The organism is Roseomonas indoligenes (genome assembly GCF_017813365.1).
Lineage (GTDB): Bacteria > Pseudomonadota > Alphaproteobacteria > Acetobacterales > Acetobacteraceae > Roseomonas > Roseomonas indoligenes.
Window position 1 is genome coordinate 56,150 of sequence record NZ_JAGIZA010000013.1, and the last position, 13,635, is coordinate 69,784.

The 13,635-nt window shown below is 70.4% G+C and carries 12 protein-coding genes and 1 pseudogene; 9 read left to right on the plus strand and 4 right to left on the minus strand.

Annotated features, from left to right (window positions below):
- Positions 1-170: 170 nt before the first annotated feature.
- Entirely contained in the window at positions 171-1,490 is a 1,320-nt protein-coding gene (locus J5Y10_RS19240; RefSeq protein ID WP_209375726.1) for an FAD-dependent monooxygenase, read from the minus strand.
- 181 nt (positions 1,491-1,671) lie between these two features.
- On the opposite strand from J5Y10_RS19240, the gene J5Y10_RS19245 reads away from it, so the two are divergent.
- From J5Y10_RS19245 to J5Y10_RS19255, 3 genes are all read left to right on the plus strand, one after another.
- Positions 1,672-2,010 carry a P-II family nitrogen regulator gene (locus J5Y10_RS19245; protein WP_209375727.1) on the plus strand — a complete coding sequence of 113 codons (339 nt, stop codon included), beginning with the start codon at positions 1,672-1,674 and terminating at the stop codon, positions 2,008-2,010.
- 26 nt (positions 2,011-2,036) lie between these two features.
- The gene (locus J5Y10_RS19250; RefSeq protein ID WP_280855545.1) at positions 2,037-3,416 is read left to right on the plus strand and encodes an ammonium transporter; all 1,380 of its coding nucleotides are present in this window, start codon (positions 2,037-2,039) and stop codon (positions 3,414-3,416) included.
- Between the two features lie 144 nt (positions 3,417-3,560).
- The gene (locus J5Y10_RS19255; protein WP_209375728.1) at positions 3,561-4,580 is read left to right on the plus strand and encodes a DUF808 domain-containing protein; all 1,020 of its coding nucleotides are present in this window, start codon (positions 3,561-3,563) and stop codon (positions 4,578-4,580) included.
- A gap of 277 nt (positions 4,581-4,857) precedes the next feature.
- Here J5Y10_RS19255 and coaE read toward each other — a convergent pair whose 3' ends face one another.
- Together coaE and J5Y10_RS19265 are read right to left on the minus strand one after the other, a co-directional pair.
- On the minus strand, positions 4,858-5,454 hold the full coding sequence (gene coaE / locus J5Y10_RS19260) for a dephospho-CoA kinase (protein ID WP_209375729.1): 597 nt from the start codon (positions 5,452-5,454) through the stop codon (positions 4,858-4,860).
- Positions 5,451-6,320, minus strand: a complete 870-nt coding sequence (locus tag J5Y10_RS19265) for a shikimate dehydrogenase (protein WP_209375730.1) — start codon at positions 6,318-6,320, stop codon at positions 5,451-5,453. The genes coaE and J5Y10_RS19265 overlap by 4 nt, the downstream gene beginning before the upstream one ends.
- Before the next feature lie 186 nt (positions 6,321-6,506).
- Here J5Y10_RS19265 and J5Y10_RS19270 point away from each other — a divergent pair, with 186 nt between their 5' ends.
- From J5Y10_RS19270 to J5Y10_RS19295, 6 genes and pseudogenes are all read left to right on the plus strand, one after another.
- A complete protein-coding gene (locus J5Y10_RS19270) occupies positions 6,507-7,787 on the plus strand; it encodes a DEAD/DEAH box helicase (RefSeq protein ID WP_209375834.1) in 1,281 nt (426 codons plus the stop codon).
- A 103-nt stretch (positions 7,788-7,890) separates the two neighbouring features.
- Positions 7,891-9,003 carry a calcium:cation antiporter gene (locus tag J5Y10_RS19275; RefSeq protein ID WP_209375731.1) on the plus strand — a complete coding sequence of 371 codons (1,113 nt, stop codon included), beginning with the start codon at positions 7,891-7,893 and terminating at the stop codon, positions 9,001-9,003.
- A gap of 97 nt (positions 9,004-9,100) precedes the next feature.
- Entirely contained in the window at positions 9,101-10,048 is a 948-nt protein-coding gene (gene gshB, locus J5Y10_RS19280) for a glutathione synthase (RefSeq protein WP_209375732.1), read from the plus strand.
- 140 nt (positions 10,049-10,188) lie between these two features.
- Positions 10,189-10,539 (plus strand): hypothetical protein, encoded by a 351-nt coding sequence (locus J5Y10_RS19285; RefSeq protein WP_209375733.1) that lies wholly within the window; start codon positions 10,189-10,191, stop codon positions 10,537-10,539.
- 490 nt (positions 10,540-11,029) lie between these two features.
- Positions 11,030-12,007, plus strand: coding sequence for an N-acetyl-gamma-glutamyl-phosphate reductase (gene argC / locus J5Y10_RS19290; protein ID WP_209375734.1), 978 nt, complete (start codon positions 11,030-11,032; stop codon positions 12,005-12,007).
- Positions 12,008-12,252: 245 nt separating this feature from the next.
- Positions 12,253-12,447: pseudogene (locus tag J5Y10_RS19295) on the plus strand (transposase); the annotation flags it as partial.
- A gap of 276 nt (positions 12,448-12,723) precedes the next feature.
- Here J5Y10_RS19295 and J5Y10_RS19300 read toward each other — a convergent pair.
- Positions 12,724-13,116 carry a hypothetical protein gene (locus tag J5Y10_RS19300; RefSeq protein WP_209375735.1) on the minus strand — a complete coding sequence of 131 codons (393 nt, stop codon included), beginning with the start codon at positions 13,114-13,116 and terminating at the stop codon, positions 12,724-12,726.
- Positions 13,117-13,635: the final 519 nt, after the last annotated feature.

Sequence of the window (13,635 nt, forward strand, 5' to 3'; positions counted from 1 at the left end):
ACGCACCGCAGCCCGCAGCGAACCGGCCCTGCCCCGAGAATGCGATCCCGCGCCGGGCTTCTCCGGCCGGCAGCAGACCGGAGAGGAGCAACACCTCATCGGCCCGAACGGGATGCGGCCGGAACCCGCAACCCTGCCGGACAGCGCGCGCCCGAAGCAGGCCCGCCCCGCTACCCCGCCCCGCCGCGCCCCGTCAGAAGCGAGGACGCCACCCCGCCCCCCATCCCCATCGCCCGCCGCGCGAAGAACCCCTTCAGCCCGGGCATCCGGTCCACCGCCGCGATCCCCAGCCGCCGCGCCACCCGCACCGGCGCGAAGTCGTTCCCGAACAGCCGCTCCAGCGCATGGGTCGCCCCCAGCATCACCAGGGAATCCGGCCGCCGCGCCGCCTGATAGGCCGCCAGCACCCCTGCCCCGCCCGGGTCCTCCCCCCGCCGCTTTGCCGCCACCAGCAGCTCCGCCAGCGCCGCCACGTCCCGCAGCCCGACATTCAGCCCCTGCCCGGCAATGGGGTGGATGCCGTGCGCCGCATCCCCCACCAGCGCCAGCCGCGTATCCGTGAAGCGCATCGCCTGCAGGGCGGAGAGCGGGTAGGACCACCGCCCCCCGACCAGTCGCACCCGGCCGAGATGGTCCCCCATTCGCCGCGTCACCTCCCGCGCGAAGCCCTCCGCCCCCATCGCCATGAAGTGCGGCGCCAGGTCCGCCCGCTCGGACCACACGATGGCGGACGCGTGCGGGAACCCTTCCCGCGCCGCCACCGCCCGCTCCCCCTCGCCCTCCGGCGACATGTCGGAGAGCGGCAACTGCGCGAAGGGCCCGTTCGGCAGGAAAGCCTCCAGCGCCCCGCCCCGGTGCGGCCGCTCATGCGCGATGGCGCAGACGATGGCGTGCGTACGGTAATCCAGCCGCGCCGCCCCGATCCCCGCCCCGCCCCGCAGGCTGCTGTTCCGCCCCTCGGCCGAGACCGCCAGCCGCGCCCGCACGCTCCGCCCGTCGGAGAGCCGCGCCACCACCCCCTCCGGCCGCCGCTCCAGCACCGCCGTCATCGGCGCCAGCACGGCCAGGTTCGGCAGGGCCGCCAGCCGCGCGTTCAGTGCCACCCGCAGCGCCCGCGCCTCGACCATCCAGCCGAAGGCCTCCTCCCCCATCTCCTCCGCATCGAAGTGCAGGTGCAGCCGCGAAGGCCGCTCCCCCGGCCGCCCGTCGCTCACGCGGATCCCCGTGATGGCGCAGGGCTCCCCCAGGGCCTTCCCGGGGAGCAGCGCCCAGACCCCCGCCGCCTCCAGCAGGGTCCGGCTCCCCGCCGCGATGGCATAGGCGCGCCCGTCGAAGGCCGGCAGCTCCATCGGCGGCAGCGCCTGCGCGTCCAGCACAGCAACCGAGAGCCCCGCCGTCGCCAGCGCCGCCGCCAGAGTCCCCCCCGCCGGCCCCGCCCCGATCACCAGCACGTCAAGCTCGGCACCCGGCAGCTCGGGGATCGGCATCATAGGATCATCCTGCATCACGGCGCGGTGTTCTGCCCATGATTTGGGCAGTCCGCCAGCCCCCGCAACCTCCCGCCCGCGCGCAACAGCCCGCGACCCCGCAACCCCGCACGCGCTTGTAACGTGCATGGCACGCAACTCGCATGAACGCCCCCGTACAGCGGAGGAAGGGGGCCGCGAAACGATGAAACTGGTGATGGCGATCATCAAGCCGTTCAAGCTGGACGAGGTGCGCGAGGCGCTGACCCCGCTCGGCGTGCAGGGGCTGACCGTGACCGAGGTCAAGGGCTTCGGCCGCCAGAAGGGCCAGACCGAGATCTACCGCGGCGCGGAGTACCAGGTCTCCTTCCTCCCGAAGCTGAAGATCGAAGTGGCCGTGCCGTCCGAGCTGGTGGACGCCGTGGTGGAGGCGATCGCCACCACCGCCCGCACCGGCAAGATCGGCGACGGCAAGGTCTTTGTGCTCGACCTGGAGCGCGCGCTCCGCATCCGCACCGGCGAGACCGACGCGGGGGCCCTGTAAGAGAAATGACGAACAAGGAAACGACGATGCGACCCGATACGCGCGCCGCGGGGGGAACGTGGCTGGGAATGGCCGCCGCCGCAGCCCTCATGCTGGCCGGCCCCGCCCTGGCGCAGGACACTCCTGGCGCCGCCGAGGCGGCGGCCGAAGCCGCCACGGTGAACACCGGCGACACCGCCTGGATGCTCACCTCCACCGCCCTCGTCCTGATGATGACGGTCCCGGGCCTCGCCCTCTTCTATGCCGGCATGGTCCGCAAGAAGAACGTGCTGGCCACGATGATGCAGTCCTTCTCCATCACCGCGATCGCGACGATCGTGTGGATGGTGATCGGCTACAGCCTCGCCTTCGGCGAGGGCGGCGCCTATGTCGGCGACCTCTCCAAGCTCCTCCTCCGCGGCGTCGCGGAGAACTGGGACAAGCCCTTCACCCTCGGCTCGGGTGACGCCGCGGTGGCCTTCACGGTCCCCGAGACGGTCTTCCTGATGTTCCAGATGACCTTCGCCATCATCACCCCGGCCCTCATCACCGGCGCCTTCGCCGACCGGATGAAGTTCTCGGCCATGGTGCTCTTCACCATCCTCTGGCTGGTCGTCGTCTATTCCCCGATCGCCCACTGGGTCTGGCACCCGAATGGCTGGCTCTTCGCCCTCGGCGCGCTGGACTTCGCGGGCGGCACGGTCGTCCACATCAACGCCGGCGTCGCGGGCCTCGTGGCCGCCGTCGTCCTCGGCAAGCGCGTGGGCTACGGGCACGACAACATGTCGCCCTTCAGCCTGGCCCTCGCCGTGATCGGCGCCTCCCTCCTCTGGGTGGGCTGGTTCGGCTTCAACGCGGGCTCCGCTGGCGCCGCCGGCGCGCGCGCGGGCATGGCCATGCTCGTCACGCAGGTGGCCGCCGCCGCCGCCGCCCTCGCCTGGGTCTTCGTGGAGTGGGCCGTGAAGGGCAAGCCCTCCGTCCTCGGCGCCATCTCCGGCGCCGTCGCCGGCCTCGTCGCCATCACCCCGGCCTCGGGATTCGTCCTGCCTGTGCCCGCGCTGATCATCGGCGTGGTCGCCGGCCTCACCGGCTTCTGGGGCGCCACCGCCCTGAAGCACTGGTGCGGCTACGACGACAGCCTGGACGCCTTCGGCGTGCACGGCCTCTGCGGCATCGTCGGCGCCCTGCTGACGGGCGTCTTCGCCTACGGCCCGCTCTCCGCCACCACCGCCCTGCCGGAAGGCACCTCCGGCAGCACCGCCCAGCTCATCATCCAGTTCGAGGCAGTGGCCGCCACCTTCATCTACACGGCCATCGCCACCTGGATCCTGCTCAAGATCGTGGACGTCATCGTCGGCCTCCGCGTCACCGAGGAGGAGGAGCGCGAGGGCCTCGACGTCTCGCTGCACGGCGAGCGTCTCGGCTGAGCCCGTCGGGGCCGATCCACCCGATCGGCCCCTGAACGGAAGGGCCCCGGCGGAGCGATCCGCCGGGGCCCTTTCCTTTTCTGTCCCGCAAGCAACATTGCCTCCATCCGCCGGTTAACCGCCCGACCGCCGGATGAGGTGCGCGTGAGCCTGGGACTGATCGCATTGCTGGACGACGTCGCCGGCCTCGCCAAGGCCGCCGCCGCCTCCCTCGACGACATCGCGGCCGGCGCCGCCCGCTCCGGCGTGAAGGCGGCCGGCGTGGTGATCGACGACGCCGCCGTCACCCCCCGCTACCTCACCGGCTTCAGCGCCAGCCGCGAACTCCCGGTCGTCTGGCGCATCGCCCTCGGCTCCGTCCGCAACAAGCTCATCATCCTCCTCCCCGCCGCCCTCCTCCTCAGCGCCGTCGCCCCCTGGGCCATCACCCCCATCCTCATGCTCGGCGGCGCCTACCTCTGCTACGAGGGGGCGGAGAAGGTCTACGAGGCCATCCACCCCGGCGCCGCCCACGGCCCGGAGCAGACGCGCGGCGCTGCCCCGCCCGATCCCAAGGCCTTCGAGGACGCGAAGATCCGCTCCGCTGTCCAGACCGACCTCATCCTCTCCGCCGAGATCATGGCCATCTCCCTCGCCAGCATCCCGGAAGGCTCCTTCCTCCTCCGCGCCGCCATCCTCGCCCTCGTCGGCCTCGCCCTCACGGCACTCGTCTACGGCGGCGTCGCCCTCATCGTGAAAGCGGACGACGCCGGCCTGGCCCTCGCGAAGGCCGAACGCCCGGTCACCGGCCCCTTCTCCCGCACCGGCGCCCCCACCGCCGCCGACCGCCTTCTCCGCCCTATCACCAAGGCCCTCGGCCGCGCCCTTGTCCAGGGCATGCCCCCCTTCCTCCGCCTCCTCGCGATCGTCGGCACCGCCGCCATGGTCTGGGTCGGCGGCGGCATCATCATCCACGGCCTGGAAGGCTTCGGCCTGCCCTTGCCCGCCCATATCTCGGAAGCCGCCTCCCACGCGGCCGCGGCCGCCCTCCCGGCCATCGGCCCCTTCCTCTCCTGGCTCGCCGGCGCCGCGGTCTCCGGCATCCTCGGCCTGCTCGTCGGGGCGGTCCTCATCCCGGTCGTGGCGCACGGCATCGCACCGCTCCTCCGGCGGGTGCGCGGGTAGCCCCAGGGGGAGAGAAGGAATTCTCTCCCCCTGGACCCCCTCTCATCTTTTTCTGTCGGGCTGCCGCGGGATGCTCGTCCGATGGCGCGCCTGAGGTCGATGACCTCAGGCGACTGACAGCAGGGCCCGGACTGACGCGGATGCAGAATCCCTTGTGCTGCCTTCCGTCATCGCATTCGCGGCAGCCCGATGCAGGTCCAGGAGCCTCAGGCTCCTGGCGAAGGGTCCAGGGAGGCGGCGCCTCCCTGGGGCCACCAGCACGCCCGGACGAAAGCCCTCACCCGTGCCGCAGCACCATCCGCCGCACCGCCCGCTGCGCGTGGTGCCGGGACAGCCCGGTATGGACGATGTCATCCGCCCGCCGCCGCCGCAGCCCGTCCGGCACCTGCCGCGCCAGGATCGCGGACAGCCTCTCCTCGCTCATCCCCTTCCGCCGCAGCACCCGCGCGCGCTGGATCGCGGCCGGCGCGGTCACCACCACCACCCGGTCCACCCGGCGCTCCCCTCCGGTCTCGAACAGCAGCGGCACGTCCAGCACGGCCAGCCGCGCGCCCCGGCGCCGCGCCGCCGCCAGGAACCGCCGCTCCTCCCGCCGAACCAGGGGGTGCACGATCCTCTCCAGCCGGTTCATCGCCGCGTCCTGGCCCAGCACGGCGCGGCGCAACGCCTCGCGGTCCACGGCACGGCCCCGCGGCGTCTCGCGCGTGGTGCCGGGGAAGGCGGCCTCGATCGGGCGCACGGCCGCACCGCCCGGCCCCTGAAGCCGGTGCACGGCGGCATCCGCGTCGAAGACCGGCACGCCCAGGCGGCGGAAGGTTGTGGCGGCGGTGGATTTGCCCATCCCGATCCCGCCGGTCAGGCCCCAGACCTTCATGCGGCGGCCCGCTGCGGGATATCCGTGGCCACGAAGTCCCGCAGCTCCGGCGTCACCTCCGGCAGCACCCCGAACCAGGCCTGGAACCCCCGCCGCCCCTGGTGCAGCAACATCCCCAGCCCGTCCACGGCCGCCAGCCCCCGCGCCCGCGCGGCAGCCAGCAAGGGCGTCTCCAACGGCACGTAGACGATATCCGCCACCACCGCCCCCACGGGCAGGGGGCGCAGGTCGATCTCCAGCGCCGGCTGCCCCAGCATCCCCTGGCTCGTCGTGTTCACCAGCAGCGCCGCCCCTTCAAGCGGCGGCACCGAAGCCACCTCCACCGGCGCCCCATGCCCCGCCAGCTCCCGCGCCAGCGCCTCCGCCCGCGCCGCGCTCCGGTTCACCAGCGTCAGCCGAGGACACCCGGCCCCCAGCAGCGCATGCGCGACCGCCCGGGCCCCGCCCCCGGCGCCGAGCACCACCGCGGGCCCCGAAGCCACCGCGAATCCCGGCGCCTGCTCCCCCAGGCTCTGCAGGAACCCCCAGCCGTCGGTGTTCCACCCCTCGATCCGCCCGTCCTCGCGAAACACCAGCGTGTTCACCGCACCGATCCGCCGCGCCTCCTCCTCCACCAGGTCGCAGGCGGCGAAAGCGGCCTCCTTGTGGGGGATCGTGACATTCGCCCCGCCGAACCCCAGCGAGGCCAGCGCCCGGACCGCCGCGGCGAAATCGCCGGGCGCGACCGGCAAGGGCATATAGGCCCCGTCGATCCCATGCCGCTCCAGCCAGAAGCCGTGCAGCCTCGGGGAGCGGGAATGGGAGACGGAGTGGCCGAGAATCCCGGCCAGCCGGCTCGTTCCGGTCAGGGTGCGAAGGGCCTGCATCCCCAGGCCATAGCCCAGCCCCGCCCGCGGCGGCAGGGGGCGCCCCGCGCCGGTCGGAAATGACGCTTTTCGGACGCGCCGCTCCCCGCATTGACGCAGTGCAGCATCGCCCATAAAAGCCCGCCACCCCACCAGCGAAGCCCCAACAGGCGCAGCCTTCACCAGCGCCGGAGGCGCCGCTTGACCATGTCCATGACCTTCGCCGACCTCGCCCTGGCGCCGCCCCTGCTGCGCGCCCTGGCGGAAGAAGGCTACGCCCACCCCACCCCCATCCAGGCCGGATCCATCCCGCTGCTGCTGGAAGGCCGCGATCTGCTGGGCATGGCCCAGACCGGCACCGGCAAAACCGCCGCCTTCGCGCTGCCCCTGCTGCACCGCCTCGCCGCGAATCCCCGCCCGGCGCCGAAGGGCGGCGCCCGCGTCCTCGTCCTGGCGCCCACGCGCGAGCTGGTCTCCCAGATCGCGGACGGCTTCGAGAGCTTCGGCCGCCACATGCAGCCGAGCGTGACGACAGTCTTCGGCGGCGTCAGCCAGTTCCACCAGGTCAACGCGCTGAAATCCGGCGTGGACATCATCGTGGCCGCGCCGGGCCGCCTGCTGGACCTGATCCAACAGGGTCTCTGCGACCTGTCCCAGCTCGAGGCGCTGGTGCTGGACGAGGCCGACCAGATGCTCGACATGGGCTTCGCCAAGCCGATCGAGCGCATCGTCGCGACCCTGCCGAAGGACCGCCAGACGCTGCTCTTTTCGGCCACCATGCCGAAATCCATCGCCGCCCTCGCCGAGAGCCTGCTGCGAGACCCGGCGAAGGTCGAGATCGCCCCGCCCTCCACCACCGTGGACCGCATCGAGCAGTCCGTCATGTTCGTCGACGCCGCCGACAAGAAGGCCGCGCTGCTCTCGCTGCTGCAGGCGCCCGGCATCGGCCAGGCCGTGGTCTTCACCCTGCAGAAGAGCATCGCCAACGAGGTCTGCACCTTCATCACGGAAGCCGGCATCACCGCCGAGGCCCTGCACGGCAACAAGTCGCAGGGCCAGCGGGAGCGCGCGCTGGAAGCCTTCCGCGCGGGCACCGTACAGGTCCTGGTCGCGACGGACATCGCCGCCCGCGGCATCGACGTCGACACCGTCACCCATGTCTTCAACCACGACCTGCCGAACCTGCCGGAGAGCTACGTTCATCGCATCGGCCGCACCGGCCGTGCGGGCCGCAGCGGTTTCGCGGTCACCCTCTGCGACGCCGAGCAGCGCGCCTGGCTGCGCGACGTGGAGCGGGAGATCGGCCGCGCCCTAACCGTCAGGGCCGACCACCCCTGGCATTCAGAAGCGGCGCGGAACTCCACCATGCGCCCCCCCGTGCTCGGCGGCGCGCCGGTCAAGGAGATCAAGCCGCAGCAGAAGCGCGAGCGGAAGATCTGGACCGAAGAGGAGAAGCTCGCGGCCCGGGCCGCCGCCAAGGCGGCCTGAGACAGGGCCCGACAAGGCGGGGGGGGTCTTCGCCACCCCGCCGGCAACCCTTCGGTGAACCGCAGCGCTCGTCGACCTGTCCGGAACAGGTTACAGCGTCTTCATGTCCTCCATCCACCACAGCCCCCTCCGCTGGGACGGCTGGCTGCCCCCCGTCATCGGCCTCGGGGCCGCCCTCGCCCTCGGCCTCTCCGCCAGCGGCTGGCTGGCCCTGCCCGTCTTCGCCCTCCTGCTCCTCTCCGTCCGCGCCGCCGTCCATCACGCGGAAACCGTGGCCGCCCGGGTGGGCGAACCCTTCGGCACCCTCGTCCTCGCCATCGCCGTCACGGTGATCGAGGTCGCCCTCGTCGCCTCCATGCTGCTGGACAGCGGCCCGCCCAAGCCCACCCTGGTGCGGGACACCCTCCACGCCGTCGTCATGCTGGTGGCTGCCGGCCTCACAGGCCTCTGCATCGTCCTCGCCGCCCTGCGCCACCGGGAGCCCGGCTTCAACGCCGGCGGCGCCACGGCCCTGCTCTCCGTGGTCGCGGCGCTGGCCACCCTCGTGCTGATCCTGCCCAACCACACCCGCGCCGCACCGGGCCCGGAATTCAGCCCCGTCCAGCTCATCACCGTCGCCGGACTCTGCCTCCTGCTCTGGCTCGTCTTCGTCCTCGTCCAGACCGTCTTCTACCGCAGCTACTTCATCCCCGAGCAGCCGCGCACAGCCGTGCTGGAAAGCGTCGGCGCCTCGCTCGAAGCCATCGACGTCCGCCCCGGCCCCCGGGAAGCCGGCATTGCCGCCGGCCTCCTCCTCCTCGCCCTCGTCGCCGTCGTCCTGCTGGCGAAGACCGTGGCCCCCGTCATCGGCGGCACCGTCACGGCGCTCGGCCTGCCGGAAGCCGTGGGCGGCGTGGTCGTCGCCGCCATCGTCCTCATGCCGGAAACCGCCACCGCCCTCCGCGCCGCCCTCGCGGACCGGCTCCAGGCCAGCCTGAACCTCGCCCTCGGCAGCGCCATCGCTACCATCGGCCTCTCCGTCCCCATCCTCGTGGCCCTGGCCCTCTGGCAGGGCATCCCCCTGCAGCTCGGCGTGTCGGACGCCGACACCGTCCTCCTCGCCCTCACCTTCCTCATCGGCATGCTGGCGCTGTCGGGCAGCATCACCAACCTGCTCCAGGGCTGCGTGCTGCTGGTGGTCTTCGCCGCCTGGCTCATGGCCGTCTTCATCCCGTGACCCTGGCCCTGGCCCTGCCCCGCCGGACGACACCCCCCTGGCGCACCGCGCCAGGGAATGCCACCAACCCCGGGAACGCGATCACGGACGGACACCCATGGCGAAGACCCTGCGGGTAGCAGTGCAGATGGACCCGATGGAGAGCATCGGGATCGAGGGCGACAGCACCTTCGCCCTGATGCTGGAGGCCCAGGCCCGCGGCCACGCCCTCTGGCACTACCATGTGAAGGACCTGGCCCTGCATGGCGGCCGCGTCACCGCCTGGGCCCACCCGGTTGAGGTCCGCCGCGTGAAGGGAGACCACTTCACCTTCGGCGAGCGCGTGGAGTTGGACCTCGGCCGCGACGCGGACGTGGTCCTGATGCGCCAGGACCCGCCCTTCGACATGGCCTACATCACCGCCACCCACATCCTGGAGCACATCCACCCGAAGACCCTGGTGGTGAACGACCCCGCCAGCGTCCGCAACGCCCCGGAAAAGCTCTTCGTCACCCACTTCCCGGACCTCATGCCGGAAACCCTGGTCACGGCGGACCGCACCCAGATCATGCGCTTCCGCGAGAAGCACGGCGACATCATCGTCAAGCCGCTCTTCGGCAATGGCGGCGCCGGCGTCTTCCACCTCCGCCCCGACGACTCCAACCTGAACTCCCTCATCGAGATGTTCACGGAGCGCTCCCGCGAGCCCCTGGTGATCCAGAAATACGTCCCCGCCGTGCGCCAGGGCGACAAGCGCATCATCCTCGTGGACGGCGTGGCCATGGGCGCCATCAACCGCGTCCCCGCGGAGGGCGAGGCCCGCTCCAACATGCATGTCGGCGGCAAGGCCGTGCAGACCACGCTCACCGACCGCGAGAAGGAGATCTGCGCCGCCATCGGCCCGGAGCTGAAGGCCCGCGGCATGATCTTCGTCGGCATCGACGTCATCGGCGGCTACCTCACCGAAATCAACGTCACCTCCCCCACCGGCCTGCAGGAGGTCGCCCGCTTCGACGGCGTTCACCTGGAAAAGGCCATCTGGGACGCGATCGAAGCGAAGCGCTGAACGCCCAGGGGGAGAGAAGAATCCTCTCCCCCTGGGCCCTTCCTGGCCCGGAGCCGGATGATCCACCGGCCAGATCATTGCCCTGTCGCGGGAAGCACGCGCACCCTGACCCGCGGCTTCGATGTCAGGCACAAGCACCCATGCGCTTCTCCGAGGGTTCGGCTGCGAACACCCTGGCCTGGGGCGTGCTGGGCCTGCTGTTCTGCGCGTCTGTCGCAATGGTAACGGTCCTGGGCTTTGTCGGCCTCCTGCTCCTCGGCGGCCTCACGACCCTGGTCTGCGTGCTGGCCGAACTGAACCAGGACACGCCCACCTGGGGCATCGGCGTGTTCAAGGCGCGCATGGACAGCAGCGGCTCGCCCGAGCAACGGGCCGCCATGCTGGCGGACCGACAGACACTGACCTCGCCCATCCGCTTCTACCGCCGTTGCGGACTTGCACTCGTCGGTCTCGGCATAGCCGGGGCTATCTTCCAGGCATGGCGTCCCTAGAGAGCGGTCCGGACCGAACCGGCGGTTGCGGAAGGAGGGGAATGCTCTCCGGCTGAATGACCGGGCCCTCTCCCCGAACGGCCTCTTTCGGCAGCGGGTTTGAACCGCGTTGCCCGGCCGAGAGCTCCATGGCCGCTTTCGAAGGCTCATGCTGGGAAGCGGCCGCTCGTGGGCAGACCTGATCTTTGCTGTTTCCGACACGAAGCCGCCTTGGCGGGCGGGGCCACAGCGACAAACCCTCGTTGACAGATGTTCGGCCGGATCACTACCGTCTGCCCCATGGGTGACCTTCGCCTCCGCACCACGAACCGACGCCGTCGCTGCTTCTCAGCGGCGGCTTCCGTGGCTGCGTGCAGACAGGCCCCTCTCCCGGTGAGGTCCGCCCCCTAGCGGTCCACCCCTGAGGCGGCATCAGCCCGCATCTTCGAACCCCCGCAGCCCTTGGCTCCGGGGGTTTTTCTTTGCCCTTTTTCCAGCATCGGACACCATCATGAACCTTCGCGTCGGCATTGTCGGGATCAGCGGTTTTGGCGGCGGCGAGGCGATGCGCCTGATCGCGGGCCACCCGTCCTTCGAACTGGTCTACGCCGCAGGCGAGGGCAGCGCCGGCAGTCGGCTGGGTGACCGCTTCCCCGGTGCGCCGGCCGAGCTGGCCGAGCTGGTGATCGAGAAGTGGGACCCTGCGACCCTGCCGAAGCTCGACGTGCTGTTCGCGTCGCTGCCTACGGGCACCTCGGCCGAGGCGCTGGCGCGCGTCTCTAAAGACATGAAGATCGTCGATATCGGCGGCGACCACCGCTACGTCGAGGGTTGGGCCTACGGCCTGGCCGACATCTGGCCAGCCCAGATCGAGGGCCAGACCCGTGTTGCCAACCCCGGTTGCTTCCCCGCGGCGACGCTGACGGCACTGGCGCCGCTGCTGGCCAATGGGCTGATCGAGCCCGGCAACATCATCATCGACGCCAAGACCGGCATCTCCGGTGCTGGGCGGGGCGGCGCCGACAGCCGGTTCGGCTATGCCGAGAGCAACGAGAACCTGGTGCCCTACGGTCTGCTGGAGCACGTCCACATGCCCGAGATGGCGGGGACGATCGAGCGGCTGAGCGGCGGCAGCGCGGCCGGGCTTGTGTTCACGCCACACTTGGTGCCGATGACCCGCGGCATCCTCGCCACCATCTACTGCCGCGGCCGCGCCACCACGGACCAGTGCCTGGACGCGGCGCGGCGCTTCTACGCCGGGCGGGCTTTCGTCCGCGTGACCGACAAGCCGCCGCAAACCAAATGGGCCACCGGCTCGAACCTCGCCCTCGTCAGCTATGCGGCCGATCCAGAGCGCAACCTGGTGATTGCGATGGGCGTGGTCGACAATCTCGGCAAGGGAGCGGCCGGTCAGGCCGTGCAGAATGCGAACCTGATCTGCGGCCTGCCAGAGATCACGGGGCTGGGTGGCGCACCTGTCTGGCCATGACCTGCGCCAGGTCTGCAAACCACCAACCCGGCCATCCACCGTCCGGGAAGTCGTGTCCGCTTTCGGAAAGGGAATGACGAACTGCGGATGGCCGACATGGGCACAACCCATATCGGCCATCCGCCTTCAATGTGCCCACAATTGCCGGAAGTCCGGAACGCCCTTCAGACCGCTAGGCTCTTTAAACTCTTGGGATTCCCGAGGGGGCCGGTTCGTGATTCAAGGTTGCTTTTGGGGAGGCGGCGTTGGGCGTGCTGGATCGGCTGGTGTTGAGCGACGCGGCCTGGAAGCGGATGGCACCGCTGGTCATCGGGCGGTCTGACCAGAGGGGCTCGACCGGGCGCGACAACCGGATGTTCGTCGAGGGCGTGCTGTGGATCGTCCGCACGGGCGCGCCCTGGCGCGATCTGCCCGAGGTCTTCGGCGAGTGGAACAGCGTGATGTCCACCTTGGCCCCCACCGCATCGAGGATCGCGCCACGATAGGCCTCGATCCGCTGCGAGCGCTGGTCGCCGCCCTTTGGCTCGGCCCTCATCGCGCCCGTTGCGTGGAACACCCGGACCCAGCGGATGGCCGTGGCCACCCCGACCCCGAAGCGCTCAGCGGCCCCGCGGCGCGAAAGCCCGCCCTCCACTGCCCCAACGACGCGGCTGCGAAGATCCTCCGATAAGGCCCGGCCCATCCATGCTGGCCTCCTTACCAGCCCCCTGAGCGAATCAGACCGCTGCCGCGTCGGGCAAGAGCATTCGAATCCGAATGCTCGGATCATGCTCTAGGTTGCCGTAAATGCTGGCTGAGCCGTTCAGGTGGATCAGCGTATGCTGAAGGAAGCGGCCAGCCACGAACGAGCCCAGTCTCACGCCGATGTTGATCAGCTTGACGCTCGCGCCAATCACCCAGCTCTGCGTTGGAATATTGAAGCGCATTACTGACACCATTTCCACGATCTTGGGGCGGATCTCGGCCTCCTCGGTCCAGACAATATGAATGCCGTCTGAGCAAGGTTCGAGGTGCACCAACATCCGTCGACCGAGCGCGTCGTGTAGCTTGTAAGGATGGCTGACCCTATTATCAGTGCAGCTGCCAGTACGAAGGTGCTCGGAAGGCATGGTGAAGCTGTCACGATCAGTCCTGACACCTCGATAGGAGACCAGCGCCCATACTATTCCCTTCGAAGCTTGGCATGGTAGGCGGAGACAGAATGCGCCAGGGCAAGGAACCGAGATGCACCGCCTCTTCTTGCTAAGTGTTTTTTTCCTTGCCAGCTGCGAGACGCCGCAACACGTCACGCCACGTTCCGGTCTCCCTTCTGCTACCCGCAACGCTGCTACGCCGAGATCTGGCGGACATGTGGTGATCAGCCCGCCAGCTAAGCGGCTCCGGCCGGAACCAGAGGCTCGGGGGAGGCGAGAAGGCGTGGATCGCCGGATTGATGAGAGCCGCCTACACGCCCCGGTTGTGGATGCAGAGGGAGAGGGAGCCGCCGGCCAGAGAACGGCGGATGATGCAGGTACCTATCGCTTAATCAGAAACGCTATTGGATGCGTCACCTCTGAAGGCCTGCGCGAAATTGAGACGCACCCGGCTGCAAGCGAATACAACCTTACCAGTTTGCCCAGCTTTGCTTC

What these genes read in the sequence shown, in the direction of transcription:
- J5Y10_RS19250 (WP_280855545.1), top strand. Translation starts at nt 2,037, where the DNA reads ATGCGACCCGATACGCGCGCCGCGGGGGGAACGTGGCTGGGAATGGCC.
- J5Y10_RS19270 (WP_209375834.1), top strand. Translation starts at nt 6,507, where the DNA reads ATGTCCATGACCTTCGCCGACCTCGCCCTGGCGCCGCCCCTGCTGCGC.
- J5Y10_RS19300 (WP_209375735.1), bottom strand. Translation starts at nt 13,116, where the DNA reads ATGCCTTCCGAGCACCTTCGTACTGGCAGCTGCACTGATAATAGGGTC.
- coaE (WP_209375729.1), bottom strand. Translation starts at nt 5,454, where the DNA reads ATGAAGGTCTGGGGCCTGACCGGCGGGATCGGGATGGGCAAATCCACC.
- gshB (WP_209375732.1), top strand. Translation starts at nt 9,101, where the DNA reads ATGGCGAAGACCCTGCGGGTAGCAGTGCAGATGGACCCGATGGAGAGC.
- J5Y10_RS19265 (WP_209375730.1), bottom strand. Translation starts at nt 6,320, where the DNA reads ATGCAGGCCCTTCGCACCCTGACCGGAACGAGCCGGCTGGCCGGGATT.
- J5Y10_RS19245 (WP_209375727.1), top strand. Translation starts at nt 1,672, where the DNA reads ATGAAACTGGTGATGGCGATCATCAAGCCGTTCAAGCTGGACGAGGTG.
- J5Y10_RS19285 (WP_209375733.1), top strand. Translation starts at nt 10,189, where the DNA reads ATGCGCTTCTCCGAGGGTTCGGCTGCGAACACCCTGGCCTGGGGCGTG.
- J5Y10_RS19275 (WP_209375731.1), top strand. Translation starts at nt 7,891, where the DNA reads ATGTCCTCCATCCACCACAGCCCCCTCCGCTGGGACGGCTGGCTGCCC.
- argC (WP_209375734.1), top strand. Translation starts at nt 11,030, where the DNA reads ATGAACCTTCGCGTCGGCATTGTCGGGATCAGCGGTTTTGGCGGCGGC.
- J5Y10_RS19240 (WP_209375726.1), bottom strand. Translation starts at nt 1,490, where the DNA reads ATGATGCCGATCCCCGAGCTGCCGGGTGCCGAGCTTGACGTGCTGGTG.